Origin of the sequence: Pseudohaliea sp. (assembly GCF_040217025.1) — a bacterium.
Lineage (GTDB): Bacteria > Pseudomonadota > Gammaproteobacteria > Pseudomonadales > Halieaceae > Pseudohaliea.
Genome location: NZ_JAVJOA010000008.1, coordinates 317,650 through 343,075 on the forward strand (window position 1 = coordinate 317,650; position 25,426 = coordinate 343,075).

Genomic DNA, 25,426 nt, shown 5'->3' on the forward strand with positions numbered 1-25,426 from the left:
TCCTTCAACAGCGCCTCAGGGGCGGCGGCAGCGGGCCAGGCGCAGGGAGTTGCCGACGACGAGCAGGGAGCTCAGGGACATGCCGATCGCCGCGGCCCAGGGCGGCACGTGGCCGAGGGCTGCCAGGGGAATGCCGACGCCATTGTAGCCCAGGGCCCAGGCCAGGTTCTGCCGGGTGACGCTGCGACATTTCGCCGCGTGCGCCAGCAGCAGGCTGACCCGGTCGAGGTCGCCCTCGGTGACCATGAAGTCCGCCTGGGTCCGCGCGAGATCCGTGGCGCCGGCCACGGCCAGGGAGGCATCCGCCGCCTTCAGCACCGGGGCGTCGTTGAGGCCGTCGCCGACCATGATCACCACCGCCCCGGCACGCTGCAGGGCGGCCACGGCGGCGCTCTTGTCCGCGGGTGCGAGGCCGGTGCGGACCTCGTCGAAGGCGAGTTCGGCGCCGAGCCGTGCGCCGTGCCCGGAGGCATCGCCGGTGAGCAGAGTCAGGCGCAGGCCGCGTGCCCGGGCATCCTGGAGAACACCCGCCGCCGCGCTCCGCAGCGGGTCCTCGAGGGCAATGAGGGCCGCGGCCCCGGTCTCGAAACACAGGCCGATCCAGTAGCGGCCGTCCTCCGGGGGCGCGGCCATGGCCGGACAGAGGCGGCGGCAGTGGGCGAGGGAGCCGAGGTGCCAGCGCCGTCCCTGCCAGTCTCCCTCTAGCCCCGCGCCGACGTGATAGCGGACGGCGCTGACCCCGGAAGCCGGCTCGATGCCGGCGAAGGCGTCGGCGAGCGGATGGGTGGACCAGGCCTGCAGCGCGGCGCAGAGGGCGAGCGCGTTCCGCTCGGAAAGGTCGCCCGGCAGGTGGACCTCGTCGATGGCGAGGCGACCCGCCGTGAGCGTGCCGGTCTTGTCGAAGACGAGATCGGTCGCCCGGGCCACCGCCTCCAGCGCGTTTTCCCCGCGCACGATGATCCCGGCGCGGCGCAGGGCGGCGGCGGCGTTCGCCAGCGCCGCGGGTGTGGCCAGCGCGAGGGCGCAGGGGCAGCTGATGACGAGCACCGACAGGGCGACCCAGAAGGCTTTTTCCGGCGCCAGGGTCCACCAGGCGAACGCCGTGGCGACGGTGGCGAGGAGCACGCCGCCGATGAACCAGGCGGCGATCCGGTCCGCGAGCTGCGCGATCCTCGGCTTCTCCGTCGCGGCCGCCTCGATGGAGCGCTGCAGGGCCGCCAGCCTGGAATCGCGGTAGCTCCCGCTGGCGACCAGCTCGATGCCGCTCTCGACGTTCACGGTGCCGGCGTAGACGGTGGCGCCAACGCCGACGCTGCGCGGCAGCGGTTCACCGTTGAAGGTGTCCTCGCGGACGGCGCTGGCGCCCTCGACGATTTCTCCGTCGATGGGAACGGTCTCTCCCGCGGGTACCAGGACCCGGTCGCCGGCGACGAGGCGTTGCCGCGGGCGCTGTTCGACCCGGTCGCCCACGCGCACCCGTACCGCCGCGGGGAGGGCGGCTTCGGCATCGTTCCAGAGAAAGGCGTCGCGGTGGCGCAGGCGCTTCTCCGCAAAGCGCGCGAGGAGCAGGAAGAAGGTGAACATGACCACCGAGTCAAAGTACACCTCGCCGCTGGCGGTAACCGTGGCGTAGACGCTGGCGCCGAAGGCGAGGCCGATGGCGAGGGCCACGGGCAGGTCCATTACCAGTGCGCCCTGGCGCAGGTGCCGCCAGGCGCTCTCGAAGAACGGGCGGGCCGAGAACAGCACGACGAAGCCGGCCACCAGCAGGCTGAACCAGCGCAGCAGGCCGCGGTACTCGGTGGCAATGCCCTGGAGGTCCCCCGCGTGCAGGGCGATGGCGAACATGCCCACCTGCATCATGCCGACCCCGGCCACCGCCAGCCTGCGCAGGTCCGCCCGGTGTTCCCGGCCCAGCTCGCGCTGCTGCGCATCGCTTCGGAACGGCGCCACGCGGTAGCCCATTGCGGCGACGCGGGCGAAAACCTCGGCGAGCGGCAGCTCGGCCGGGTCCAGGGTGACGTCGAGCCGCGCCTGGGCCAGGTTGACGTTGGCCGCCTTAAGGCCGGGCAGGCGGCGCAGCGTGCTCTCCACCAGCCAGGTGCAGGCGGCGCAGGTCATGCCGCCGAGGAGCAGCCTGGCGCGGAGGAGACCGTCCTCACCGCGCTCGCTGAAAGTCGCCGCGAGCTCCGGATCGTCGTAGATGCGCCAGGGGTCGAGATCGCTGGAGGGGACCTCCGCCGGTCGCTCGCTCCACGCCGTGCGCTGCTCGTAGAACCGGCCCAGGCCGCTCTCGGCGATGAGCGAGGCCACGGCGCGGCAGCCCGGGCAGCACATGGGCCGGGCCTCGCCGTTGATGGCAACGGAGAAGTCCTCCCCGGGGGGAACCGCCTCGCCGCAGTGGTAGCAGCGCTCGCCCTCGGCGGCGACTGCTTCAGCCGCCGTCGTCACCGCGGAAGTTTCCCGCCTGCAGGGAGCCGTCGAGGCGCCAGGCCCCGTCCTCTCCCGCGTCGAGGATCCAGTGCCAGTGGCTGGCGACCGGACCCGGCAGCTCCGCGGCGTACTGCGCCGGGCCGGTCCGGGTCAGCTGCACGGTGAAATCCCGGTCCGCCTCCAGCGGGTGGGACAGCTGCAGCCGGAGGTTGGCATGCCCCTCGATACCGTCTGTCTCGACCTCGATGCGTTCGCCGGCCACGGCGAGGCGCGCAGCATAGCCGCGCTGCCGGGCGGTTTCCTGCTTGGCGAGCTGGCGGTTGATGGCCAGGCCGTCCTTGTAGTACTCATCGACCACCAGGTCGTCGGCGTGACGGTTCGCGATGTACAGCGTCGCGAAGGCTGCGATGACCACCGAACCGGGCAGGACGATCAGGAACCAGGGCCAGAACTGCCGGTACCAGGGCGCGCTGTCCTCCCGCGCCGGGGAGCCGGGCCGGCGACTCACAGCGGGCGCATGAAGCGCGACTCGGCCACGGCGCGCAGCGAGGGCATGTCCTCGGCGACCGCGGTGAAGGTCATTTCCGTGCTCGGCGCCGAGAGCGTCTCGGGCCGTGCGCGGACGCGCAGGCTGATGGTCTGGACCTCACCGCCCTCGAGGTTGTAGCGCGAGCTGCCGAGCAGCTCGGCGCCGTCGATGCCGTCGACGCTCAGGGTAAAGGTGTGCGGGTTGCCGTCCATGTTCACCAGGTGCAGCTTGTAGATGTTCTCGACCGCGCCGTCCGCCGCCTCCACGAAGAGCTGGTTGCGATCGCGGATCACGGTCATCTCCAGCGGGATGCGGCTGGCCACGTTATAGCTGAACACCGCGACCATAACGATGAGCATGGTGACGTAACCGATGACCCGGGGCCGGAGCCAGTGCGTGCTGCCGCCCTCGAGTTCGTTCTCGCTGGTGTAGCGGATCAGGCCGCGGGGGTAGCCCATCTTGTCCATGATCGAGTCGCAGGCATCGATGCACAGGGCGCAGCCGATGCACTCGTACTGCAGGCCGTCGCGGATGTCGATGCCCGTGGGGCAGACCTGTACGCAGAGGTCGCAGTCGACGCAGTCGCCGAGGCCGAGGGCGCCGCGGTCCGCATCGCGCTTGCGCGAACCCCGGGGCTCGCCGCGGTTCGGGTCGTAGGAGACGATCAGCGTGTCGCGGTCGAACATCACCGACTGGAAACGGGCGTAGGGGCACATGAACTTGCACACCTGCTCGCGCATCCAGCCGGCGTTGACGTAGGTGGCCAGCGTGAAGAACACGGTCCACAGCGCCTGCCACTTGCCGGTGGAGAAGGTGGCGAGTTCCCAGACCAGCTCGCGGATCGGGTAGAAATAGCCGACGAAGGTCATGCCCGTCATGAAGGCCACGAAGAACCAGCCGGCGTGCTTGGCACCCTTGCGCGCGACCTTTTCCGCGGACCAGGGCGCCGTGTCGAGCTTGATACGCTGGTTGCGGCTGCCCTCGGTCTTCTGCTCGATCCACATGAAGATCGAGGTCCACACGGTCTGCGGGCAGGTGTAGCCGCACCACACGCGGCCCGCGGAGACGGTCACCGCGAACAGCGAGTAGGCGCTGATGATGAGCAGGAAGGCCAGCAGCGGGAAGTCCTGCGGCCAGAAGGTGAGGCCGAAGATGTGGAACTCGCGCTCCGGCAGGTCGAACCACACCGCCTGGCGGCCGTCGATGCTGACCCAGGGCAGCAGGTAGTAGCCGAGGAGCAGGGGCCAGCCGGTGAACAGGCGCAGGCGCTGGTAGAAGCCCTCGATCTTGCGCGTGTAGATCTTCTCGCGCTTCTGGTAGAGGTCCAGCTCGGCCACCTCGGCCGGCGCCGCCTCCTGTACGACTTCGATGACGTCAGGATCTTTCATGGGGGTACCACTGGTTGTGCCGGCGGGTGCCGGGGTTGCCGTGCGCGGGGTTGCCGCGCACGGCGGGGCCGGGACTACTGCTGCTGGCGGCTGGCGCCGTAGATGTAGGCCGTGACGATGTGGATCTTGTCCTCGCTGAGCGTGTTGCCGAAGGCGGGCATCTTGCCGTTGCGGCCGTTGCGCAGCGTCAGCTCGATCTGCTCTTCACTGCCGCCGTAGAGCCAGATGCCGTTGGTCAGGTTCGGCGCGCCCATGGCCGGGTTGCCCTTGCCCTCCGGGCCGTGACAGGCGGCGCAGTAGCTCTGGTAGTGCTGCTTGCCGCGCTCCGCTTTTTCGGCATCCGCGCTGCGGTTGTTCAGCGACAGCACGTACTCGGCGGCCTCGTCGATGCCGTCCTCGCCGAGGATATCCTTCCAGGCCGGCATGGCGGCCTGGCGGCCTTGCACGATCGAGTGCTTGATCGCCTCCGGCGCCTCGCCCCAGAGCCAGTCCCCGTCGATGAGGTTGGGGAACCCGTAGGCGCCGCGGGCGTCCAGGCCGTGGCACTGGGAGCAGTTGTTGCCGTAGATGCGCATGCCCATCTTCATGACCTTCGGGTCCTCGGCGATCTCGGCCACCGGCAGGGCGAGGTAGCGGTCGCGCATGGCGCGGTACTTGGCGTCGGCCTCGGCGACCTCGTCGGCGTGCTGCTCCTCCTGCGTCCAGCCGAGCAGACCTTCGAAGTTGCCCATGCCGGGATACATGGCGAGATAGCCGATGCCCCAGACGATGGTGATCACGAACATGGCGAACCACCAGGCGGGCAGGGGATTGTCGTACTCCTCGATGCCGTCGTACTCGTGGCCCGTGGTCTCGTTCTCGCCCGAGCGCTGGCGGTTGGCGAACAGGATCCAGGTAATACCCACGATGGTTATCACCGTGAGAATGATGACCCAGTTGCTCCAGAAGCTAGTCATTCCGTCCTTCCTCTTCCTTGGTCCGTTGATTCAGCTCCTCGTCCGCGAAGGGCAGGTTGGCAGCCTCGTCAAAGGTCTTCTTGCGTTTCTTGCTCCAGGCCCAGCCGACAACCCCGATGAAGGCGATCATCATGAACAGCGTCGACAGGCCGCGCAGATCGTTGATATCCATGGCTTAGCGGCGCGTCTGAATCAGCGTCCCGAGGCCCTGGAGGTAGGCCACGAGGGCGTCGATTTCCTTCTTGCCCGCGACCGCGGCCTGCGCGCCGGCGATGTCCTGGTCCGTATAGGGCACGCCGAGCCTGCGCAGCACGCTCATCTTCTTGCCCGTGTCCTCGCCGTCGAGGGTGCGCTCGAAGAGCCAGGGATAGCCGGGCATGTTCGACTCCGGCACCACGTCCCGGGGGTTGTACAGGTGCGCCCGGTGCCAGTCGTCGCTGTAGCGCTGGCCGACGCGCGCGAGGTCCGGCCCGGTGCGCTTGGAGCCCCAGAGGAAGGGGTGGTCGTAGACGAACTCCCCGGCGACGGAATAGTGGCCGTAGCGCTCCGTTTCGGCGCGCAGGGGACGGACCATCTGCGAGTGACAGTTGTTGCAGCCCTCGCGGATGTAGATATCGCGGCCCTCCAGCTCGAGCGCCGGGTAGGGCTCCAGGCCCGCAATCGGCTCGTTCGTCTCCTTGGCAAACATCAGCGGGACCAGTTCCACCAGCGTGCCGAAGCTGATCGCCACGATGATGAGGATGATCATCAGGCCGACGTTTTTCTCTACCTTCTCGTGTTTCATGGGTCAGGCTCCTCAGGCTGCACTGGCCGACGGCGCCGGCGCCTGCGCCGGGGCGTCCTTGCGGGTGGTCATGTAGACGTTGTAGGCCATGATCAGCATGCCGGCGAAGAAGACCGCGCCGCCGAGGACGCGAACCACGTAGCCCGGGTAGCTGGCGGCCACGGATTCCACGAAAGCGTAGGTGAGCGTGCCGTCCTGGTTGTAGGCGCGCCACATGAGACCCTGCATGATGCCGTTGACCCACATGGAGGCGATGTAGAGCACCGTGCCGATGGTGGACATCCAGAAGTGCACGTTGATGAGGTTCGTGCTGTACATGCGCTCCCTGTTGAACAGCGGCGGAATCAGGTGGTAGAGCGAGCCGATGGAAATCATGGCCACCCAGCCGAGGGCCCCGGAATGCACGTGGCCGATGGTCCAGTCCGTGTAGTGGGACAGGGAGTTCACGGTCTTGATGGACATCATGGGCCCTTCGAAGGTGGACATGCCGTAGAAGGACAGGCTCACCACCATGAAGCGCAGGATCGGGTCGTCGCGCAGCTTATGCCAGGCGCCGGACAGCGTCATGATACCGTTGATCATGCCGCCCCAGGAGGGGGCCAGGAGGATCAGGCTCATGACCATGCCGAGGCTCTGGGCCCAGTCGGGCAGGGCGGTGTAATGCAGGTGGTGCGGGCCGGCCCAGATGTACACGGCGACCAGGGCCCAGAAGTGCACGATGGACAGGCGGTAGGAGTAGACCGGGCGCTCGGCCTGCTTGGGCACGAAGTAGTACATCATGCCGAGGAAGCCGGCGGTCAGGAAGAAGCCCACGGCGTTGTGGCCGTACCACCACTGCACCATGGCGTCGACGGTACCCGAATAGGCCGAGTAGGACTTGGTCAGGGTGACTGGCAGCGCCGCGCTGTTGATGATGTGCAGGACGGCGACGGTCACGATGAAGGCGCCGAAGAACCAGTTGGCGACGTAGATGTGGCTGGTCCTGCGCTTGGCGATGGTGCCGAAGAACACGACGGCGTAAAGCACCCAGACGATGGTGATCAGGATATCGATGGGCCACTCGAGCTCGGCGTACTCCTTCGACGACGTGAGCCCGAGGGGCAGGGTGACCGCCGCGGCGACGATCACCAGCTGCCAGCCCCAGAAGGTCATCGCGGCGAGCTTGTCGGAGATGAGGCGGGTCTGGCAGGTGCGCTGGACCACGTAGTAGGAGGTCGCGAACAGGGCGCAGCCGCCGAAGGCGAAGATCACCGCATTGGTGTGCAGCGGCCGCAGGCGGCTGAAGGTGGTCCAGGGCAGGTCGAAGTTGAGGGCCGGCCAGGCCAGCTGGGCGGCGATGAGGACGCCGACCAGCATGCCCACGATCCCCCAGACCACGGTCATGATCGCGAATTGGCGCACCACCTTGTAGTTGTACACGGGGTGCTCCAGCGCAGGGTTGAGCTCAGTCATGATGTCTTACCGTCGTTCGCAGGATGAAAATCGTCAGTTGCTGAATTCTAGTGGCTTTGCCGGCTGCTTCCGCAGTCGCCGGGTCAGGCATCGGTGAAGGCCGGCGCGGCGCCGTACTCCCAGGCCAGCACGGACACGACCAGGATGCAGACCAGGATGACCAGCGCGATGGCGAGCACGGCGCTGGAGAACAGGAAACCCCGTTCCTCGGGAATGTTCATGACGATGGGGATGCCGAGGTACATGAGGTAGACGGACCAGCTGACGGCGATCACGCCGATGAGCAGGTCCAGCCACAGGGTCGGGTAGAAGCCCACCAGCCCGGTGACGAAGAGCGGTGTGGCGGTGAGGCCGGCGATCACGATGCCCTTGGCGACGGTGGACTCGGCGCCGTAGGTGTCGGACATCCAGTGGATGAAGTAGCCGATCGCGGCGACGCTGGCCACCATGGCCAGGTAGAAGAGGATGCTGATCTGGAAGGCGCTCGCCGTGGTCAGGCGTATCACCTCGTTGTAGCTGCCCACGGTCCAGCCCACGTGGCTGGTGCCGTAGTACCAGGCGATTGCCGGGAACACGGCCATGATGCAGGGGTAGAGCACGAGCGCGTTGCGCGACTTCTCGGGCATGGCGGCAACGGTCCGCCAGGTCGCGCTGGGCTTGCTGATCATGCCGAACAGGTGCTGGATCATGGGGTGGATTCTCCTCGTCGCTTATGGCGGGAAATTCTAACGGTATACCCACTGGGGGGGTTGATGCAGGTCAAGGTGCGACGCGAAGGCGCCGCTCGAAGACCGCATCGGGGATTGTAATCGGAGAGGCGGGGGCCGTGGCGGAGACGCCGCGCCCCGGCAGGGGTCAGGCGCCTTCGGCGAGTCGCTTGAGGGCGTCGAGATCGAGGACCTCAATCTCCTTGTTGTCGACGCGGAGCACGTCCATCTTCTGCATGCGGCTGAACACGCGGCTCACGGTCTCGACGGTGAGGCCGAGGTAGTTGCCGATATCCACCCGCGACATACTCAGGCGGAACTGCGTGGCGCTCAGCCTGCGCTTGGCGTTGCGCGCGGACACGCTTAGGATAAGGGCCGCGACGCGCTCATCGGCTGAACTCTTGCTGAGCAGGGTGATCAGCTGCTGGTCCTCGGTGATCTCCCGGCTCATGAGCTGGAAGAAATGCCGCTGCAGCTGCGGCATGGTGGCGCTGAGTTTCTCCAGCGAGGAGAAGGGAATCTCGCAGACCGCTGCCGTCTCCAGCGCCTTCGCGGAGGAGGCGTGGACGTTCTTGCTGATGCCGTCCATGCCGACGATCTCCCCGGGAAAGTAGAAGCCGGTGACCTGCTCGCGGCCGTCGTCGGTGGTCTGGTAGGCCTTGAGCGTGCCGGCGCGCACCGCGTAAACCGACTGGAAGGCGTCGCCTTCCCGGTAGAGGTGGTGGCCTTTCTGCAGCGGCTTGCTGCGCTGGATGATGCGGTCCAGCTCGTCGACATCCCGCGCCTCCAGGGAAAAGGGCAGGCAGATGCTGTTCAGGCGGCAGTTGCTGCAGCTGACCTGGAAGTCATGGGAACACGCTTTCTTGGTATCCAGATGCTGCTGCTGGGTGTTCATGGAGAGGTTCCTTCTTGCTTACGGGAAACATAAAACGCAGCCCGGAAGCTGTCAAGGAAACTTTACATTACCCCATGTGCGACAGGGTTATACGGTCGCGGAAAAGCGGCGTCCCTGCTCTCGCTGCTGCACCTCGAGGTACTCGTCAAAGGGCATGCAGATGTTGCGCAGGAAGGGCCGGCCCGCCTCGTGGATGCGGATTTCCTCGGCCCCGAGGGTGAGCAGGCCGTCGGCTTCCAGCGGCGCCAGGGTGGCCAGTTCGTTCGCAAAGTGCTCGCGGAAATCGATGCCGAAGCGGCGTTCGCAGTCAGCGATGTCCAGCGCCAGCTCGCAGATCAGGGTCATGATGACATGGCGGCGCAGCTTGTCCTCGCTGTTAACCATGCAGCCCCGGTTCAGCGGCAGTTCGCCGGCGTCGATGCGGCGGTAGTAATCCTCGAGGTCGCGGGCGTTCTGCAGGTAGAAGTCGCCGATCTGGCTGATGGCAGAGACTCCGAGGCCGAGCAGATCATCGGCGAGCTGCAGGGAATAGCCCTGGAAGTTGCGCTGCAGCCGGCCCTCGCCCTGGGCCAGGGCCAGGTCGTCGTCGGGCAGCACGTAGTGGTCCATGCCGATGTGCCGGTAGCCGGCATCCTGCAGGGTGGCGCTGATCATCTGCGCCAGCACGAGCTTTTCCTCCGGCTCTGGCAGCGTGAGCCGGTCGATGGAGCGCTGCGGCTTGAAGCGCTCGGGCAGGTGCGCATAGTTGTAGCAGGCAATGCGGTCCGGGCGCAGGCCGATGACTTTGCGCAGCGTCTCCGCCATGCTGATGTGGTCCTGGAAGGGCAGGCCGTAGATCAGGTCGAAGGACAGCGAGCGGAAGCCGTGGCTGCGCACGCTCTCCACCAGTCGGGCCACCTGCTCGTAGGGCTGAACCCGGTTCACCGCCTCCTGGACCCGCGGGTCGAAGTCCTGGATGCCGAGGCTCACGCGGTTGAAGCCCACGCCCTTGAGCAGCGCCATGGTGGCGATATCCACGGTGCGCGGGTCGATCTCGATGGAGTACTCGCGGTAGCCGCGGTCGAGGAGCTTGAAGCTGCTCGCCAGCAGGTGCATGAGCTCGGTGATCTCCGCCGGGTCGAGGTAGGTCGGCGTACCGCCGCCCCAGTGCATCTGCGTCACCGGTCGCTCGTGACCCACGAGCTCACCCTGCAGGCTGATTTCCTGGGCGAGGTGATCGAGATATTCCCGGGCGACACCGGCCTTGCGGGTCACGACCTTGTTGCAGGCGCAGTAGTAGCAGATGTCGTGGCAGAAGGGCAGGTGCACGTAGATCGACAGCGGCTCCGTGTGCAGGCCCTGCCGCGACTGCCAGTTCAGGTAGCGCTCGAGGCGGAACGCTTCGGTGAACTGCGGTGCCGTCGGGTAGGACGTGTAACGCGGCCCCTGGCAGGCGTATTTCCGGGCCATGGCGATACCCTCCTGCCAGGCGGCGGGGATATCGTAGGACAGGTCGATGGTCTGGATGTCGTTCATAGCGGGTCGCGCAGGCCTCCTTCAGCGTGAGTAGAGGCTAGCAAGCGGCGCGGCGGGGTGCGTTGATTTGCGTCAACGGCGCCGCGTTCGCTCAGGTTGCGAGGGAGCTGAGCTCCAGGGTGACTTCTTCCAGCGGACGCGGCATGCCCACGCCCCAACCCTGCAGGTAATCGACGCCGATCTCGTGCAGCGGCTCGATGAGTTCCACGGACTCGACGCTCTCGGCGATCGTCTTCTGTCCGAGGAAGTGCGCCAGGTCGTTGATCGAGCGCACCATGGCGAAGTCATTGGGATTGTTGACCATGTCGCGGATGAACATCCCGTCGATCTTGACGTTGTCCACCGGCAGCTCGCGCAGGTACTGATGGCTGGCCATGCCGGTACCGAAGTCATCGAGGGAGAAGGTACAGCCGATGTTGCGCAGCGTGCGGATGAAATCTGCGGCCTTGTTGAGGTTTTCGATCGCGCCGGTCTCGGTGATCTCGAAGCACAGCTTGCTGGTGCCGACACCGAACTCCGAGATCTGCTCGAGCACGTAGTCCATGAAGCGGTCGTCCGTGAGGCTGCTCCCGGACAGGTTGATGGAGACCTGCGGCACCACCTTCTGCTTGTCCATGAGACTGGAAATCCACTCGCAGACGCGGCGGACCACCCAGCGGTCGACGCCGTTGATGAAGCCGAAGCGCTCCGCCGATGCGATGAATTCCGTCGGTGAGAGCAGGCTGCCGTCCTCCTGGCGGATCGACAGCAGCACCTCGTAGTGGTGGGTAGGGGGCTGGGAGCCGTCCAGCGCGCTCTGCACGATCGGCTGGGCGCGGAGCACGAGGCTGTCCGTGGCGATGGCCTCGTCGAGCATTACCCGCGAGCGCTCGCGCTCGCGCCGGGCCGCGGCGATCTGCTCCTCGTCGCGGTCGTAGGCCACGCAGCAGTTGCGCCCCTGCTCCTTGGCCAGCTCCATGGCCCCTTCGGCCTGCTCCAGGACCGTATCGACGCTCGGCGTTTCGGCGGCGATCGGCGCGACACCGATGGAGACGGTGAAGCTCACCGCCTCGCCGCCGAGCGGCAGGTTGCTGCCGGCGATGTCTTCGCGCATGCGCTCGGCGAAGGCGAGCGCCTCGTCGCGATCGCGATAGGCGAGCACGATGCCGAAGCGGTCGTCCGCGAGCCGGGCGGTGGCGGAGCGCCGCTCATTCAGCTGCGCGAGCATCTGCGCAAAGGCATGGATGACCTCGTCGCCCTGTTCCTCGCCATAGAGTTCGTTGACGAGGTGGAAACGGTCGATGTCCAGGAGCAGGAACGCGTGCTGCACGTCGTTGCGCTGGGCATGCTCGACCGTGCGCTTCAACCGCTGGCGGAGGGTTTCGGCGTTGAGCAGCCGCGTCTGCGGGTCGTGGGTACGCTGGAACGACAGTCGCTCCTGGGCGCGCGCCAGCGTGCCGTAGATACCCTGGTCGAGCACGGACATGCGGTCCAGCGGGTCCGGCGGTGCCAGCCCGTGGCTGAGCTTGCGAGCCAGTTGCAGGCGGGTGAGTTCGCCGACCTTCTGGCCCAGGTCGTTGACGAAGGCGAAGCGCTCGCGGTCGTCGCTGATCCAGACCAGGCGCATGCGCTTGCGGTGGCCCTTGCGGTCGCGGTAGCTCATCACCGTGCCGGTACGAAGCTGGTCCACGCGCTTCAGCCAGCGGTGGAGCCGCGGCAGCTGTTCCAGGCGCTCGTCCTCGGGCTCCCCATCGGCATCCAGCGGCGCCTCGACCGGCAGCGTTTCCAGCGGCTCTTCGCCCGAGAGCACGGCCTTCAGGTCGCGCAGCGCCTTGCCGTGGGTCACGTTGTCCGGCTGGGCCTGCCTGATCTCTTCGCGCAGCTGGTCGAGCTGCCGGCGCAGGGCCTCAGGCAGGCGCGAGGGCGCATTGCCCGCCTCGGCGGCTTCGAGCGCCGCGCAGACCGCCTGCAGGGTGGCCACTTGCTCCCGCCAGGGCGCCGAGCCCTCTCCCTCGCGCACGACGGTCTGTCGCAGCAGGTCACGCCAGCCGGCGTCGAGGAGTTCGAGCAGCACCCGGGGTGCGGCCGGGGGCTTGATGTAGGCGGCGAGCAGTCGATCGACGGTGCGCCAGGCGCGGCGGAGCTGCTCCCGCCCCTCCATGCCGCTGACGACGCGATCGATGTTCTTGTTCAGCGTGCGCTCGTGCTGCCGCACCAGCGAGCCGAGGCGGCCGAGCGCGTCGTCGAACACGGCGCTGTCTTCGGCGTAGCCGGAGGCGACCAGGGCGACGATCTCCTCGAGCTTTCTCTCCAGGACCCGGTTGGGGAAATTCTCCGTGGTTGCGAGCCGCGACAGCTTGTCGAGGAACTTGTGCGCCGGGTGGCCCGGGTCGGCGAAGAAGCGCGGCTCGAGCAGGGACAGGCGAGCCAGGGGTATGCGCAGGCGCTCGAGGAGGGGCTTCACGCCCTCGCTGATGTCCAGGTTGCCGCGCATCGTGCTGAACACGTCATCGACGAACTCGAGCCGGTTGCCGGCTTCACCGCCGAGGGCGCTGCGCACCGAGGGGTCGACGCTCTCGCCGGCGAGGAGGTTGCGCAGGGGGCCGACCTCACCGTCGCCGGCGCCCGCGAGCGTCGCGTTCTGCAGGGCGAGGAGGGCGGCGGCCACCGTCTCGGCGGAGGCCGCGGGCGCGGCGGCCCCGACCTCGTCCGCCGGCGGCGCTTCCTGCTGCTCGGCTGCCTGCCGGGTCTTCAGGGCGTTGACGACGGCATCGTAGATGGCCTCGTGCTTCTGCCGCGGCGCGCGCGCGGGCTCGGGCGCCGTCTCCGCGGCTTCCGCTGGCGCCGGCGTCGTGTTTGCGGACGCGTTCGTGCGCTCTGCTGCGACGGCGTCGCCGCCCCGGTCCGGGGCTTCGCGCTCGCGCTCCCCGCGCGGCGACCGGCGTGCCGCGTCGCGCTCGTGCTCGATGATGGAACCGCCGCGGTACAGCTCGTCCTCGAGCCCGGGCCGGAGGCCGGCCTCGGCTAGGTTGCCGTTGACGCGCGCGTAGAAACCTGTGAGCTTGCGCACCCATTCGCGGTGGAAGAAGCGCAGGCTTTGCCGCAGCGCCTCGGGCGAGAAGCCGAGGGCGTGCAGCGCCTCTTCGAGGGCCCGGCACTGGTAGGCCGGGTGAAAGAGCGCCTTTGCCTGCGCCGCGCCGAGCCCGAACAGGTCGCTGATCCTGAGCGTGAGGCTTTCGAGGTCGATGCGGTAACGCGGCAGAGCATCGTTGAGGATGCGCTCGACCTCCAGCCGCTCTTCCATCTCGGAGAAATTGACGAGGTCGAGGTGGCTGGCGTCCGCGTCCTCGAGGGATGCGAAGCGCGTCTCCCGCTCTTTTTGCGGATCCTGAAGCTGCGCGCGCAGGCTGGCCGTGAACAGCTCGCGGAAGCGATCGTTATTGCGCTTCAGGTGGTTCAGGGCGTCGTAGTAGGACTGCCTGGCCTGCGTGTTCTGCCGGGTGGAGGTGGCGAGGTCGAAGAGAAAGTCGGCCAGGCTGTTGACGAAGCCGCGCAGACCCTCGTCGATTTCCGCAAGCCCCAGTTCGACCTGGTCGTGGTAGAGCGAGCGGGCGCTTTCCGGGGTCCAGGGTTCGCCCGCGATAAACATGCCCAGGGCTCGCGCCGCGGCGGCATCGATACCGTCGTGGATACTGAGATCCAGCCACTCGCCGGCATAGCCATTCAGGTAGACGCTCAGGGACAGGCGTCCGCCCGGCCCGGCCAGCTCGAGCCCGGCGGGCTTGTTGCCCGCCCAGGCCAGCGCCTCGCCGTGCTGGCCGGCGAAGAGGAGTGCACCGACACCGCGCACCGCGACGCGGCCGTCGGAGGCCACACCCTGTGGCAGGATCAACCGACCCCGGTAGAACTCCTGTTCCCGCTTGCCCCTGTCCATAGCCTGGCCGCGCTCCCTGATGCCGCTCACGATATATCGCGTGGGCGCACCGCACAAGCAGCGCGGCGCCGGCTCGACCCCCCGCTGCAGCCGGGTTAGCCTGTGCGCCCGCGGGGCGTCGGAGCGAGGGAGAAGGCGTGGACGGAAAGCGCGAAGTGCGGCTGGAGCCGGGGTGGCTGCGCCTGCTCGGGGACGAATTCGAGCAACCCTACATGCGGGCGCTCTCGTCCTTCCTGCGCGAACGCCGCTGCGCCGGCGCCACGGTCTTTCCTCCCGGTCCGGAACTGTTCAATGCCTTCTGGTACACGCCGCCGGAGCGCGTCTCGGTCGTGATCCTCGGCCAGGATCCGTACCACGGCCCGGGACAGGCCCACGGGCTCTGCTTCTCCGTGCGCCCGCAGGTACCGCTGCCGCCCTCGTTGCGCAACATCTACCAGGAGCTGGAGGCCGACCTCGGCATTGCCCCCGCGGTGCACGGCTCGCTGGTCGCCTGGGCCCGCCGCGGCGTACTCCTGCTGAACAGCGTGCTCAGCGTGGAGCAGGGCCGTGCCGGCGCGCACCAGGGGAAGGGCTGGGAGCGCTTCACGGACCGGGTGGTTTCGCTGCTGGACGCCGAGGAACGCGGCCTGGTGTTCATGCTCTGGGGCAGCTACGCCCAGAAGAAAGGGGCGCAGATCGACGGCCGGCGCCACTGCGTGCTGCGCGCACCGCACCCCTCGCCGCTGTCGGCACACCGGGGTTTCATCGGGTGCCGGCATTTCAGCCGGGCCAACGACTGGCTTGCCGCCCGCGGCGCTGCGCCGGTGGACTGGCAGCTGCCCTCGCTGGCGGAAGCCGAGCGCCTCGCCGCTCAACCCCCGTCGCTTCAATCCCCGTTCGAGGGGTAGGGCAGGACGCAGGGCTCCAGCGCCTCCCCGGCTGCGCCCGCGAGCGCGCGGTTGCTGTCCTCGACCCGGGCGAGAGCCGCGATCCAGCTCGTCCCGGTGCTGTCGACGACGCAGCGCAGGACCTCGGCGCAGGGTTTTCCATCCGTGTCGGCGAGCATCCCGCCGGGCGCTGCCGCCGCCGCGAGGCGGCCCTGCCACAGGCCCCAGCGTTTCTTCGCCCGGCCGCGATAGTGCAGCCGGGCCACCACTTCCTGCCCGGTGTAGCACCCCTTGCGGAAACTGACGAGACCGGCCCGGTCGTAGTTCAGGGCCTGCGGCAGCTGGGACTCCGCCTGCCCCTCACCCAGGCGGAGCAGACCGCGGCGCAGCTCGAGCGCGCGCCAGTCCGCCTCGGCAGCGGTGCCGGCCGCTTCGAGGCGCTCGCGAAGGGCGCTGCCGCCGTCACCCGACAGGTACAGTTCGAAGGCCGTGCCGGCCTCGTCGCAGCAGACCGCCAGCCAGCCATCGCCCGCGGCGCAGGCGTTTTCTCCGGCGGGAGCGGTACCGGCGGCGTCGCGCAGCGCAGCCGCCGCGGCGGTGCCCCAGAGGGCGCAGGGCTGCCAGCGGTCGCGGGCGGGCTGCACGGCGATACGCGAGAACATCGCATAGCGGCCGAGCACCGCGGCCGTATGCTCCGCGAGCGCACTGCCGACCCGCAGCAGGCCCTGGTCGGAAGCCGGCAACAGCAGTCGCAGGTCGGCGACGACCCGCCCCTGCGCGTTGCACAGGGCACCGGGCACACTGGTGCCCGGCCCCGCCGCCCGCGTATCGCAGGTGAGCTGCCCCTGCAGGAATGCGGCGATGCCGGCGCCCTCGAGGGCGAGCACGCTGTCTTCGCTGAGTTCCGAGAAATGGCTGTCGGTCATGCGCTGCCTCCGTGTACCGCGGCGGGGCCCGGCGGTGACGGACACGTTATACTGCGCCGCCCTGGCACCCCTGGAGTGATGGCGATGATACGGGAAAACGACCACCAGCGGATGCGCTGGGCGAGCCGCCGCGGCATGCTCGAGCTCGATCTCGTGCTGGCGCCGTTCGTCGAGGCCGTCTACCCGACCCTGGGGGACGCCGACCGGGCCTGCTACCAGCGCCTCATGGAGTGCGAGGACCAGGAGCTCTACGCCTGGTTCCTCGGCCGGGAGGCACCGGAAGACCCGGCCCTGGCCGGGCTCGTTCGCCGCATCGTTGCCCACAAGCGCGGCGAGGGCGCCTGAGCGGGTCAGGACGCTAGGATCGTGTCCCGGGCCTCGGGCAGCAGGTCCGGGTAATCGAGGGTGTAGTGGAGGCCGCGGCTCTCGCGGCGTGAAATCGCGCAACGGATCATGAGCTCGGCCACCATGGCGAGGTTGCGCAGCTCGAGCAGGTCGTTGCTGATCTTGTAATTGCTGTAGTACTCCGCGATCTCCGCCTGCAGCAGTTCCGCGCGGTGCAGCGCCCGCTCCAGGCGCTTGTTGGTGCGCACGATGCCCACGTAGTCCCACATGAAGCGCCTGAGCTCATCCCAGTTGTGCGAGATCACCACGTCCTCGTCGGAGTCCGTCACCTGGCTCTCGTCCCAGGGCGGCAGCGCCGGCGCCGCCGGGGCGAAGTCCCGGTTGGCGGCGATGTGCGCCGCCGCAGCGCGCGCGAAGACGATGCACTCCAGCAGCGAGTTACTGGCCATCCGGTTGGCACCGTGCAGCCCCGTGAAGGAGCATTCGCCGATCGCGTAGAGCCCGGCGAGGTCGCTGCAGCCGTCGCGATCGACCACGATGCCGCCGCAGGTGTAGTGGGCCGCGGGCACCACGGGGATGGGCTCGGAAGCGAGGTCAATGCCGAAGTCGCGGCAGCGCGCCATGATTGTCGGAAAATGGGCTTCCAGGAAATCCCGCGGTTTGTGGCTGATGTCGAGGTAGACACAGTCGACCCCCAGGCGCTTCATCTCGTGATCGATGGCCCGGGCGACCACGTCTCGCGGCGCCAGCTCGGCGCGCTCGTCGAAGCGCGGCATGAAGCGCTCCCCGTCCGGCAGCCGAAGCACGGCCCCCTCACCGCGCAGCGCCTCGGAAACCAGGAAGGATTTTGCCCGCGGGTGGTAGAGGCAGGTCGGGTGGAACTGGTTGAACTCCAGGTTGGCGACGCGGCAGCCGGCCCGCCAGGCCATGGCGATGCCGTCGCCGCTGGCCCCATCGGGGTTGCTCGTGTAAAGGTAGGCCTTGCTGGCACCGCCGGTGGCGAGCACCACCGCGGGCGCCTCGAAGAGATCCACGTGCTCGGTGCCGAGGTCGAGGATGTAGGCGCCGTGGCAGTGTCCGTCACGGACGACGAGGTCGACGGCGATGCGGTCCGTGAACACCTCGATATTGTCCGCTGCCCGGACGCGCTCGCCGAGCACATCGCCGATGGCGCGGCCGGTCTGGTCGGCGGCGTGGATGATGCGGCGGTGGGAGTGGCCGCCCTCCATGGTCAGGTGGAACTCGTGACCCTGCTCCGCCTCGCGGCGGTCGAAGTGCACGCCCTGGTCAACGAGCCAGTCGACACAGGCCCGGCTGTTGGCCACGGTGTACTCGACGATGTCGCGGTGGCAGAGGCCGCCGCCGGCGCGGAGCGTGTCCTCCACGTGGGAGGTCACGCTGTCGCGGTCGTGCAGCACGGCGGCCATACCGCCCTGCGCCCAGTAGGTCGAGCCCTGCTCCAGGTCTCCCTTGGTGAGCACGGCGACCCGCAGCGTCGCCGGCAGGCTGAGGGCGGTCGTCAGCCCCGCGGCGCCGCTGCCGATCACCAGCACGTCGTGCCGCCAGTGATGCCCCATCAGGCGCGGTCCCGGCCGGGCGGAGTGCGGTGCCCTGGCAGGCACGCCGGCTGCTGCCTGTGCTGAAGGTCGCGAAAGTGCAAAAGGGGACGCGCCGTGAGAAGCTTGGCGCGAGTATAAACGAGCACCTCGCGCATCGGTAAATGCATATCGTGGCAGGCATTTCGGGAATTGTTGGCAGCCGGGAATGCCGGTGGACGGAAACCGTTGAACTTCCCCACGGTCCCGTGGTCTATGGGGCCAGCCACAGGGAAGGGCCACGGAACGGCGTCGCCGGCGCCGGGTCGCGACGCAGCAGGGAGAGCCAGCGCCGGTGACGGCCGAAGCGACGGACAAGCAACTGGTGGACCGGGTGCAGCGCGGCGACAACCGCGCCTTCGACCTGCTGGTGCTGAAGTACCAGCACCGCATTCTCGGCCTGGTCAGTCGCTACGTGCAGGACGCGGACGAGGTGCAGGACGTCACCCAGGAGGCTTTCATCAAGGCCTATCGGGCGCTGCCGGGGTTCCGCGGTGACAGCGCGTTTTATACCTGGCTCTACCGCATCGCGATCAATACCGCGAAGAACCACCTGGTGTCGCGGTCGCGGCGGCCCCCGGGGGCGGATATCGAGGTGGAGGATGCCGAGCAGTTCGAGAGCGGCGGCGCCCTGCGCGACCTTGAAAACCCCGAGAATGCCCTGTTCGGCGAGGAATTGAAGGCGGTGGTGGAAGCCGCCATCGAGGAATTGCCGGAAGATTTACGGACCGCGGTAACGTTGCGGGAATTTGATGGTCTCAGTTACGAGGACATCGCCGATGTCATGGAGTGCCCGGTGGGCACCGTGCGATCGCGGATCTTCCGCGCCCGCGAAGCCATCGACATCCGGGTCCGGGCCCAGCTTGCCGGAGAGCCGGCAGCGGACCGGAGGAAACACCAGTGAACGGTTGGAGTGAGGCATGAACGAGGCACTGCGCGAATCCCTGTCGGCGGTCATGGACGGGGAGGGTGACGACCTCGCCCTGCGCCGGCTGCTGGCGCGTTCCGAGGACGCGGAGGTGCGGGCCACCTGGTCCCGCTACCATCTCGCCCGGGATGCGCTCCACGGCCATGCCGCGGCAGCCAGGGTGGATATCTCCGGCGCGGTCCGGCAGGCCATCGATGCCGAGGCCGTGCCGCGGCGCAAGGGCGCAGGGAGCTGGCGCTCCGTCGCCAGTTTCGCCATTGCCGCCTCGGTGACGGCGGTTGTCGTGCTCGGCGGCCGGGAACTCGCCGGCGTCGGCGACCGACCCGGCGCGGGGCCCGTGGCGGCGCCGGTCGGCCTGGTCAACACCATCGGTGCCGCGCCGGTACGCGCGAGCTATGGCGCGCGGGCCGTGCCGGCGCTCCAGCCCGCCGCCGCGGGCGCCTATGACGAGCTCGCCCGGCAGCGCCTGCGCCTCTACAGCCAGGACCACGCCGAGCAGGCCGCACTGAACACGCCCCAGGGGCTGATTCCCTTCGCGCGCGTGCCGGAGATCGATCGCTGATGACAGCCGCTGTCGTGCTGCGCTGGCTGCTCTGGCCGGTGCTCGCCGCGACCGGGAGCGCGGCGCTCGCCCAGGGCTGCCCGGAGACCGACCCGGAGGCGGTGGCGCTCCTCGAGGCACTGGCCGGGCGCGCCGGTGCCGTCAGCTACGAGGGCGTGCTCACGCTACAGCGGGGCAACAGCCTGCGCATGATGGCCTTGCGCCATCGCGTGGACGGCGATCTCGTCTCCGAGGACCTCACCCTGCTTACCGGGCAGGAAGCGCAGGTCGTGCGCGGCGACCACCCCCTCGACTGCGACAGCCCGGGGCAGCAGCTGCTGCGCGCCGCCGCGCTTGCACAGGGCGAATGCGGCCTCGCCGGGCACTACCGGATCAGCACCGGGCCCGGTGAGCGCGTCGCCGGGCGCCGCGCCGTGCGCCTGCTCCTGCAGCCGCGGGACATGTACCGCTACGGCTACGTGTTCGAGCTCGATCGCGAGTCCGCGGTGCTCCTCAAGGGCACGGTCCTCGGTGCCGGCGGCAGGCCCCTGGAGCAGTTCCAGTTCGCCAGCGTCAACATTGGCGGGGATGCGCCTGCGGCGTCCGAGCGGCCGACGGCCGCCGTCGTCCACCGTACCGCACACGCGCACCCGGCCGCGCCGCAGGCGGGCCCGGAAACGGGCCTGGGCTGGACGCCCGGCTGGCTGCCCGCCGGCTTTGTCCCTACCGATGAAACGGCCGCGCAGAGCGTGCGACGCTCCTATACTGACGGCATGGCGACTTTCTCTGTCTTTGTCGAGCGCCTCGGCGAACCGCTCCGTCCCGGTGAGGGCGTGGTCCGCGAGGGCAGCACCGTGTCCTACACCCGGGGCCTCACGCTGGGTCCGGACCCGGTGCTCATCACCGTCCTCGGGGAGATCCCCGTCAACACCGCCCGCATGGTCGCGGACGCGGTGCAGCGGGTGCGCTGAGCATGCTCCGGGAAACGGGCCGGGTCGTCGCGGTGGAGGACGGGAGCGTCTGGGTGGAGACCATCCGCAAGAGCACCTGCGGCGCCTGCGCGGCCAGCAAGGGTTGCGGCCACGGCCTGCTGGAGCGCTATGCCAGCGGTCGGCGCGGCCTCGTCCGCGTGCTGCCCGGGCCTCGCCTGGCGCCCGCCGATTGCCGCATCGACGACCAGGTCATGATCGAGCTGCCCGAGGCCGTCGTGCTGCGCGGTTCCCTCATCGTGTATGCACTGCCGCTCCTCACCCTGCTTGCCGGCGCCGCGCTGCCGGCGCTGGCCGGGCTGCCCGGCGACGGGCCCGCGGCGGTCGGCGCGGTGGCCGGCCTGGCCAGCGGTCTGCTGCTCGTGCGCTGGCACGGCTGGCGCCACCGCTACGACCGGCGCCTGCAGCCGGCGCTGTCAGAAATCGTCGAGCGTGCTGCGGAACCCCTCGCGCTTCGCTAGAGTTCCCCCTCTTTATTCGTCATCTCTGCCAAGGAGTTAGCCATGATTCCACAAGGCATCCTGCACCGGTCGCTGCTGCTGTTCGCCTTTCTTCTCCTGCCCGCGCTGGCCTCGGCCCGCGAGCTCCCGGATTTTCGCAAGATCGTGGCCGAGCAATCCCCCGCGGTTGTAAAGATCCTGGTGGAAAGCCGCAGCGGCGCCCACCCGGGCTTCGACACGGAGGAGATTCCGGAGTATCTGCGCCGCTTCTTCGAGTTCCGCGGCGAGCCGCCGGGCCCGCGCGAACGCATGTCCCTCGGCTCCGGCTTCGTCCTCTCCGAGGACGGCTACATCGTCACCAATAACCACGTGGTCGAAGGCGCCGACAGTGTCGTCGTGCGCTTGATCGATCGCCGCGAGTACGATGCGGAGGTCATCGGCACCGATCCGCGCTCGGACCTCGCGCTGCTGCGCATCGAGGCGGAGGACCTGCCCGTGCTGCGCCTCGACGAGGACGACGACCTCGCCGTGGGCGAATGGGTGCTGGCCATCGGTTCGCCGTTCGGGCTCGATTACTCGGTAACCGCCGGCATCGTCTCGGCCATGGGCCGCAGCCTGCCCACGGAGCGCAACGAGAACTACGTGCCTTTCATCCAGACCGATGTCGCCATCAACCCCGGCAACTCCGGTGGCCCGCTGTTCAACCTCGACGGCGAGGTGGTCGGCGTTAACTCGCAGATCTACACGCGCAGCGGCGGCTCCATCGGTCTGTCCTTCGCCATTCCCGTCAGCGTCGTGCGCAACGTCGTCGAGCAGCTCAAGGCCGAGGGCCGTGTCACCCGGGGCTGGCTCGGGGTTACCATCCAGGACGTGGATCGCAACCTGGCCGAGTCCTTCAACCTAGATCGGCCCATGGGCGCCCTCGTGGCCCAGGTGGCCCCCGGGAGCCCGGCAGAGGCCGCGGGCATCGAGCCCGGTGACGTGATCATCCGCTTCGACGGCGAGACGATCGACACGTCCGCCGACCTGCCGCACGTGGTCGGCCTGCTCCGGCCGGGGGCCGAGGTCGACGCCGTGGTCGTGCGCAACGGCCGGCGCCAGACGCTCGAGGTCGAGGTCGGCGGCCTCGATGCCGACGACGACCCGCGGGCCGCCTCGACCGGCGGCGACGGCGACAGCGCGCGCATCGGCATCACGGCGGAGACCGCGGCACCGGAAACCCTCGAGCGCTGGGGCATCAGTGGCGGCGTGGTCGTGCGCAGTGTCATCCCCGATTCCCCGGCGGACGAGGCGGGTATCCTCGCCGGCGACGTGCTCACGCTCGTGGGCTCTACCCCGGTCAAGGACCTCGACAGCCTGCGCGAGGCGCTGGAGTCGCAGAAGCCCGGCAGTTCCGTGCCCCTGCGGCTCATCCGCCGCGGCGCGCCGCTGTTCATCGGCCTGCGCCTGCCCGAGTAGTGCCCCTGCCGGGGCCTGCGCGCACCGGGCCCTGCCCCGGTGGCTGTGCATAGCAGGCGCCGGCGGGCTGGGGTACAATCCGCGCCCTTAGAACCGGCGGCGCCCTGCGCCGCCACCCATTGCCGGCACGGGGCCCAGGGGGTCGCGGGCCCTTTCATGCGCGTCGGCGCCGGACCCTGCTGAGTGAGCGACCTGGAACACATCCGCAACTTCTCGATCATTGCCCATATCGACCACGGCAAGTCGACGCTCGCGGACCGCTTTATCCAGCACTGTGGTGGCCTCACGGATCGTGAAATGGCCGAGCAGGTGCTCGACTCCATGGACCTCGAGCGCGAGCGCGGTATCACCATCAAGGCGCAGAGCGTCACCCTCGATTACACCGCCCGCGATGGGCAGGTATACCAGCTCAATTTCATCGATACGCCCGGGCACGTGGACTTCTCCTACGAGGTGTCCCGCTCCCTCTACGCCTGCGAGGGCGCGCTGCTGGTGGTGGATGCCGGGCAGGGGGTCGAGGCGCAGTCCGTCGCCAACTGCTACACCGCCATCGAGCAGGGTCTCGAGGTGCTGCCGGTACTCAACAAGATGGATCTGCCGCAGGCGGACCCGGACAAGGTGCGCAAGGAGATCGAGGAGATCATCGGCATCGATGCCAGCGAGGCCTGCCTGGTCAGCGCTAAGACCGGCCTCGGTATCGAGGACGTCCTCGAGTATCTCGTCGCCCACATTCCGCCGCCCGGCGGTGACCGGGAGGCGCCGCTGCAGGCGCTGATCATCGACTCCTGGTTCGACAATTACCTGGGCGTGGTATCGCTGGTGCGGGTGAAGCAGGGCGTGTTGCGCAAGCGCGACCGGATCGTCACCAAGTCCACGGGCAAGATCCACCAGGTGGACGGTGTCGGCATCTTCACCCCGAAGCGCCGGGAGACGGACAGGCTCCAGGCCGGGGAGGTGGGCTACGTCATCGCCGGCATCAAGGACATCGCCGGCGCCCCGGTGGGTGATACGCTGGTTGCCGCGCAGCACGCGGACGTGCCGGCGCTGCCGGGTTTCCAGAAGGTCAAGCCGCAGGTGTACGCGGGAATCTTTACCGTATCCACGGACGACTACGAGGATTTCCGCGACGCCCTCGCCAAGCTAACGCTGAACGACGCCTCGCTCTTCTACGAGCCGGAAACCTCCGACGCTCTCGGCTTCGGTTTCCGCTGCGGCTTCCTCGGTATGCTGCACATGGAGATCGTCCAGGAGCGGCTGGAGCGCGAGTACGACCTGGACCTGATCACCACGGCGCCGACGGTCATCTACGAGGTAGTAAAAAAGAGCGGAGAGGTCATTTACGTCGACAACCCCTCGGCGCTGCCGGACGTCGGCGACATCGAGGAGATGCGCGAGCCCATCGCCCGCTGCAGCATCCTGGTGCCGCAGGAGTACCTGGGCAACGTGATTACCCTGTGCGTCGAGAAGCGCGGTGAGCAGAAGGACATGCAGTTCCTGGGCAGCCAGGTCTCCCTCACCTACGACATCCCCATGGCGGAAGTGGTGCTCGACTTCTTCGACCGGCTGAAGAGCGTGAGCCGCGGCTACGCCTCCCTGGAATACGGCTTCGACCGCTTCGAGGCGGCGAGCCTCGCCCGCCTTGATGTACTCATCAACGGCGAGCGGGTCGACGCACTGGCGATCATCGTGCACCGGGACCAGGTGCAGCACCGCGGGCGGCAGCTCACCGAGAAGATGAAGGAACTGATCCCCCGGCAGATGTTCGACGTGGCGATCCAGGCTGCGGTCGGCAGCAAGATCGTGGCGCGGCAGACCGTGAAGGCCCTGCGCAAGAACGTGACCGCCAAGTGCTACGGGGGTGACGTGACCCGCAAGCGCAAGCTGCTGGAGAAACAGAAAGCCGGTAAGAAGCGCATGAAGCAGGTCGGCCGCGTGGAAATTCCCCAGTCCGCCTTCCTGGCGGTATTGCAGGTGGACAGCTGAGGCCGGCATGAGTATCGATTTCCCCCTGATCCTTCTCCTCGCCGTGGCCTTCACCGGGGGCGCCTGGCTGTTCGACGCTTTGGTGCTCGCGCCGGCGCGGCGCAGGCGGGGAGAGGAGGCCGGCTCCGAGCCGGTGGTGGTGGAGTACTCGAAATCCTTCTTCCCGGTGCTTTTCGTGGTCTTCGTGCTCCGCTCCTTCGTGGTGGAGCCGTTCCAGATACCCTCGTCGTCCATGGTCCCCACGCTGGAGGTGGGCGACTACATCCTGGTCAACAAGTTCACCTACGGCATCCGCCTGCCGGTGCTGCGCACGAAGGTGATCGACCTGGGCGAACCGGAGCGCGGCGACGTGATGGTGTTCTTCCCGCCGCACATGAACAAGACCTACTACATCAAGCGGGTCATCGGCGTCCCCGGCGACCAGGTGACCTACCGCAACAAGCGGCTCTACGTGAATGGGGAGCTCGTGCCCGAGGAGCCCCTGGCGGTCGTGCCCGGCGCCCGCTCCCGGCAGCGTGTCAGCCTCGCCGCCTTCGGCGGCCGCAACCACCTCGTGCAGGCGGATCTCGCGCGGCCGGCGCGGGACTTCTCGATTACCGTTCGCCCGGGGCACTATTTCATGATGGGCGACAACCGGGACAATTCCAGCGACAGCCGCGTTTGGGGGCAGGTGAGTGAACAGGATATAGTCGGCAAGGCGTTCGCGGTCTGGATGCACTGGGACTCGCTGTTCAGTATCCCGAGCTTCAGCCGCGTCGGTGTCATAGAATAACGTACCGGACT

The 25,426-nt window shown here is 68.4% G+C and carries 22 protein-coding genes; 9 read left to right on the top strand and 13 right to left on the bottom strand.

The features are described 5' to 3' along the window. Positions 1-15: 15 nt before the first annotated feature. The 11 genes from RKE50_RS05640 to RKE50_RS05690 form a co-directional block, all read right to left on the bottom strand. Complete coding sequence (locus RKE50_RS05640) at positions 16-2,451, bottom strand: heavy metal translocating P-type ATPase (protein WP_350035061.1); 2,436 nt, start codon at positions 2,449-2,451, stop codon at positions 16-18. After that, positions 2,435-2,941, bottom strand: a complete 507-nt coding sequence (locus tag RKE50_RS05645; protein WP_350035063.1) for a FixH family protein — start codon at positions 2,939-2,941, stop codon at positions 2,435-2,437. Before RKE50_RS05645 ends, RKE50_RS05640 begins: the two co-directional genes overlap by 17 nt. After that, positions 2,938-4,350: a cytochrome c oxidase accessory protein CcoG gene (gene ccoG / locus RKE50_RS05650; protein ID WP_350035064.1), complete on the bottom strand. Its 1,413-nt coding sequence runs from the start codon at positions 4,348-4,350 to the stop codon at positions 2,938-2,940. The genes RKE50_RS05645 and ccoG overlap by 4 nt, the downstream gene beginning before the upstream one ends. A 74-nt stretch (positions 4,351-4,424) precedes the next feature. Then, complete coding sequence (gene ccoP, locus RKE50_RS05655; RefSeq protein WP_350035065.1) at positions 4,425-5,306, bottom strand: cytochrome-c oxidase, cbb3-type subunit III; 882 nt, start codon at positions 5,304-5,306, stop codon at positions 4,425-4,427. Next, complete coding sequence (locus RKE50_RS05660) at positions 5,299-5,478, bottom strand: cbb3-type cytochrome oxidase subunit 3 (protein WP_350035066.1); 180 nt, start codon at positions 5,476-5,478, stop codon at positions 5,299-5,301. Before RKE50_RS05660 ends, ccoP begins: the two co-directional genes overlap by 8 nt. Positions 5,479-5,481: 3 nt before the next feature. Beyond that, the gene (gene ccoO, locus RKE50_RS05665; RefSeq protein WP_350035068.1) at positions 5,482-6,090 is read right to left on the bottom strand and encodes a cytochrome-c oxidase, cbb3-type subunit II; all 609 of its coding nucleotides are present in this window, start codon (positions 6,088-6,090) and stop codon (positions 5,482-5,484) included. A gap of 12 nt (positions 6,091-6,102) precedes the next feature. After that, positions 6,103-7,542, bottom strand: a complete 1,440-nt coding sequence (gene ccoN, locus RKE50_RS05670) for a cytochrome-c oxidase, cbb3-type subunit I (RefSeq protein ID WP_350035069.1) — start codon at positions 7,540-7,542, stop codon at positions 6,103-6,105. 83 nt (positions 7,543-7,625) lie between these two features. After that, on the bottom strand, positions 7,626-8,231 hold the full coding sequence (locus RKE50_RS05675) for a Yip1 family protein (RefSeq protein WP_350035070.1): 606 nt from the start codon (positions 8,229-8,231) through the stop codon (positions 7,626-7,628). 166 nt (positions 8,232-8,397) lie between these two features. Then, entirely contained in the window at positions 8,398-9,144 is a 747-nt protein-coding gene (gene fnr, locus RKE50_RS05680; RefSeq protein WP_350035071.1) for a fumarate/nitrate reduction transcriptional regulator Fnr, read from the bottom strand. 87 nt (positions 9,145-9,231) lie between these two features. After that, positions 9,232-10,659 carry an oxygen-independent coproporphyrinogen III oxidase gene (hemN, locus tag RKE50_RS05685; RefSeq protein ID WP_350035072.1) on the bottom strand — a complete coding sequence of 476 codons (1,428 nt, stop codon included), beginning with the start codon at positions 10,657-10,659 and terminating at the stop codon, positions 9,232-9,234. 91 nt (positions 10,660-10,750) lie between these two features. Further along, positions 10,751-14,572 (bottom strand): DUF1631 family protein, encoded by a 3,822-nt coding sequence (locus RKE50_RS05690; protein WP_350035073.1) that lies wholly within the window; start codon positions 14,570-14,572, stop codon positions 10,751-10,753. 137 nt (positions 14,573-14,709) lie between these two features. Between RKE50_RS05690 and ung the strand changes: the two genes are divergently transcribed. Next, positions 14,710-15,459 (top strand): uracil-DNA glycosylase, encoded by a 750-nt coding sequence (ung, locus tag RKE50_RS05695; RefSeq protein WP_350035074.1) that lies wholly within the window; start codon positions 14,710-14,712, stop codon positions 15,457-15,459. On the opposite strand, the gene ygfZ is transcribed toward ung, so the two are convergent. Further along, positions 15,438-16,364, bottom strand: coding sequence for a CAF17-like 4Fe-4S cluster assembly/insertion protein YgfZ (ygfZ, locus tag RKE50_RS05700; RefSeq protein WP_350035075.1), 927 nt, complete (start codon positions 16,362-16,364; stop codon positions 15,438-15,440). The genes ung and ygfZ overlap by 22 nt on opposite strands. An 84-nt stretch (positions 16,365-16,448) precedes the next feature. Here ygfZ and RKE50_RS05705 point away from each other — a divergent pair, with 84 nt between their 5' ends. Continuing rightward, entirely contained in the window at positions 16,449-16,709 is a 261-nt protein-coding gene (locus RKE50_RS05705) for an FAD assembly factor SdhE (RefSeq protein ID WP_350035077.1), read from the top strand. 5 nt (positions 16,710-16,714) lie between these two features. Here RKE50_RS05705 and nadB read toward each other — a convergent pair whose 3' ends face one another. Next, a complete protein-coding gene (nadB, locus tag RKE50_RS05710; RefSeq protein WP_350035079.1) occupies positions 16,715-18,286 on the bottom strand; it encodes an L-aspartate oxidase in 1,572 nt (523 codons plus the stop codon). Positions 18,287-18,599: 313 nt separating this feature from the next. Here nadB and rpoE point away from each other — a divergent pair, with 313 nt between their 5' ends. The 7 genes from rpoE to lepB all read left to right on the top strand — a co-directional run bounded on the left by rpoE (position 18,600) and on the right by lepB (position 25,415). Beyond that, positions 18,600-19,208 carry an RNA polymerase sigma factor RpoE gene (gene rpoE, locus RKE50_RS05715; protein WP_350035081.1) on the top strand — a complete coding sequence of 203 codons (609 nt, stop codon included), beginning with the start codon at positions 18,600-18,602 and terminating at the stop codon, positions 19,206-19,208. Positions 19,209-19,224: 16 nt separating this feature from the next. Then, positions 19,225-19,794 (top strand): sigma-E factor negative regulatory protein, encoded by a 570-nt coding sequence (locus RKE50_RS05720; protein WP_350035082.1) that lies wholly within the window; start codon positions 19,225-19,227, stop codon positions 19,792-19,794. Next, the gene (locus tag RKE50_RS05725) at positions 19,794-20,744 is read left to right on the top strand and encodes a MucB/RseB C-terminal domain-containing protein (protein ID WP_350035084.1); all 951 of its coding nucleotides are present in this window, start codon (positions 19,794-19,796) and stop codon (positions 20,742-20,744) included. Before RKE50_RS05720 ends, RKE50_RS05725 begins: the two co-directional genes overlap by 1 nt. 2 nt (positions 20,745-20,746) lie before the next feature. Then, positions 20,747-21,223 (top strand): SoxR reducing system RseC family protein, encoded by a 477-nt coding sequence (locus RKE50_RS05730; protein ID WP_350035085.1) that lies wholly within the window; start codon positions 20,747-20,749, stop codon positions 21,221-21,223. 42 nt (positions 21,224-21,265) lie between these two features. After that, a complete protein-coding gene (locus RKE50_RS05735) occupies positions 21,266-22,660 on the top strand; it encodes a Do family serine endopeptidase (RefSeq protein WP_350035087.1) in 1,395 nt (464 codons plus the stop codon). Between the two features lie 183 nt (positions 22,661-22,843). After that, the gene (gene lepA, locus RKE50_RS05740; protein ID WP_350035089.1) at positions 22,844-24,643 is read left to right on the top strand and encodes a translation elongation factor 4; all 1,800 of its coding nucleotides are present in this window, start codon (positions 22,844-22,846) and stop codon (positions 24,641-24,643) included. A gap of 7 nt (positions 24,644-24,650) precedes the next feature. Then, positions 24,651-25,415 (top strand): signal peptidase I, encoded by a 765-nt coding sequence (lepB, locus tag RKE50_RS05745; RefSeq protein WP_350035090.1) that lies wholly within the window; start codon positions 24,651-24,653, stop codon positions 25,413-25,415. The last annotated feature ends 11 nt before the right edge of the window (positions 25,416-25,426 follow it).

What these genes read in the sequence shown, in the direction of transcription:
- ccoG (WP_350035064.1), bottom strand. Translation starts at nt 4,350, where the DNA reads ATGAAAGATCCTGACGTCATCGAAGTCGTACAGGAGGCGGCGCCGGCC.
- ccoP (WP_350035065.1), bottom strand. Translation starts at nt 5,306, where the DNA reads ATGACTAGCTTCTGGAGCAACTGGGTCATCATTCTCACGGTGATAACC.
- RKE50_RS05660 (WP_350035066.1), bottom strand. Translation starts at nt 5,478, where the DNA reads ATGGATATCAACGATCTGCGCGGCCTGTCGACGCTGTTCATGATGATC.
- ccoO (WP_350035068.1), bottom strand. Translation starts at nt 6,090, where the DNA reads ATGAAACACGAGAAGGTAGAGAAAAACGTCGGCCTGATGATCATCCTC.
- ccoN (WP_350035069.1), bottom strand. Translation starts at nt 7,542, where the DNA reads ATGACTGAGCTCAACCCTGCGCTGGAGCACCCCGTGTACAACTACAAG.
- RKE50_RS05675 (WP_350035070.1), bottom strand. Translation starts at nt 8,231, where the DNA reads ATGATCCAGCACCTGTTCGGCATGATCAGCAAGCCCAGCGCGACCTGG.
- fnr (WP_350035071.1), bottom strand. Translation starts at nt 9,144, where the DNA reads ATGAACACCCAGCAGCAGCATCTGGATACCAAGAAAGCGTGTTCCCAT.
- hemN (WP_350035072.1), bottom strand. Translation starts at nt 10,659, where the DNA reads ATGAACGACATCCAGACCATCGACCTGTCCTACGATATCCCCGCCGCC.
- RKE50_RS05690 (WP_350035073.1), bottom strand. Translation starts at nt 14,572, where the DNA reads ATGGACAGGGGCAAGCGGGAACAGGAGTTCTACCGGGGTCGGTTGATC.
- ygfZ (WP_350035075.1), bottom strand. Translation starts at nt 16,364, where the DNA reads ATGACCGACAGCCATTTCTCGGAACTCAGCGAAGACAGCGTGCTCGCC.
- RKE50_RS05705 (WP_350035077.1), top strand. Translation starts at nt 16,449, where the DNA reads ATGATACGGGAAAACGACCACCAGCGGATGCGCTGGGCGAGCCGCCGC.
- nadB (WP_350035079.1), bottom strand. Translation starts at nt 18,286, where the DNA reads ATGGGGCATCACTGGCGGCACGACGTGCTGGTGATCGGCAGCGGCGCC.
- RKE50_RS05720 (WP_350035082.1), top strand. Translation starts at nt 19,225, where the DNA reads ATGAACGAGGCACTGCGCGAATCCCTGTCGGCGGTCATGGACGGGGAG.
- RKE50_RS05725 (WP_350035084.1), top strand. Translation starts at nt 19,794, where the DNA reads ATGACAGCCGCTGTCGTGCTGCGCTGGCTGCTCTGGCCGGTGCTCGCC.
- RKE50_RS05730 (WP_350035085.1), top strand. Translation starts at nt 20,747, where the DNA reads ATGCTCCGGGAAACGGGCCGGGTCGTCGCGGTGGAGGACGGGAGCGTC.
- RKE50_RS05735 (WP_350035087.1), top strand. Translation starts at nt 21,266, where the DNA reads ATGATTCCACAAGGCATCCTGCACCGGTCGCTGCTGCTGTTCGCCTTT.
- lepB (WP_350035090.1), top strand. Translation starts at nt 24,651, where the DNA reads ATGAGTATCGATTTCCCCCTGATCCTTCTCCTCGCCGTGGCCTTCACC.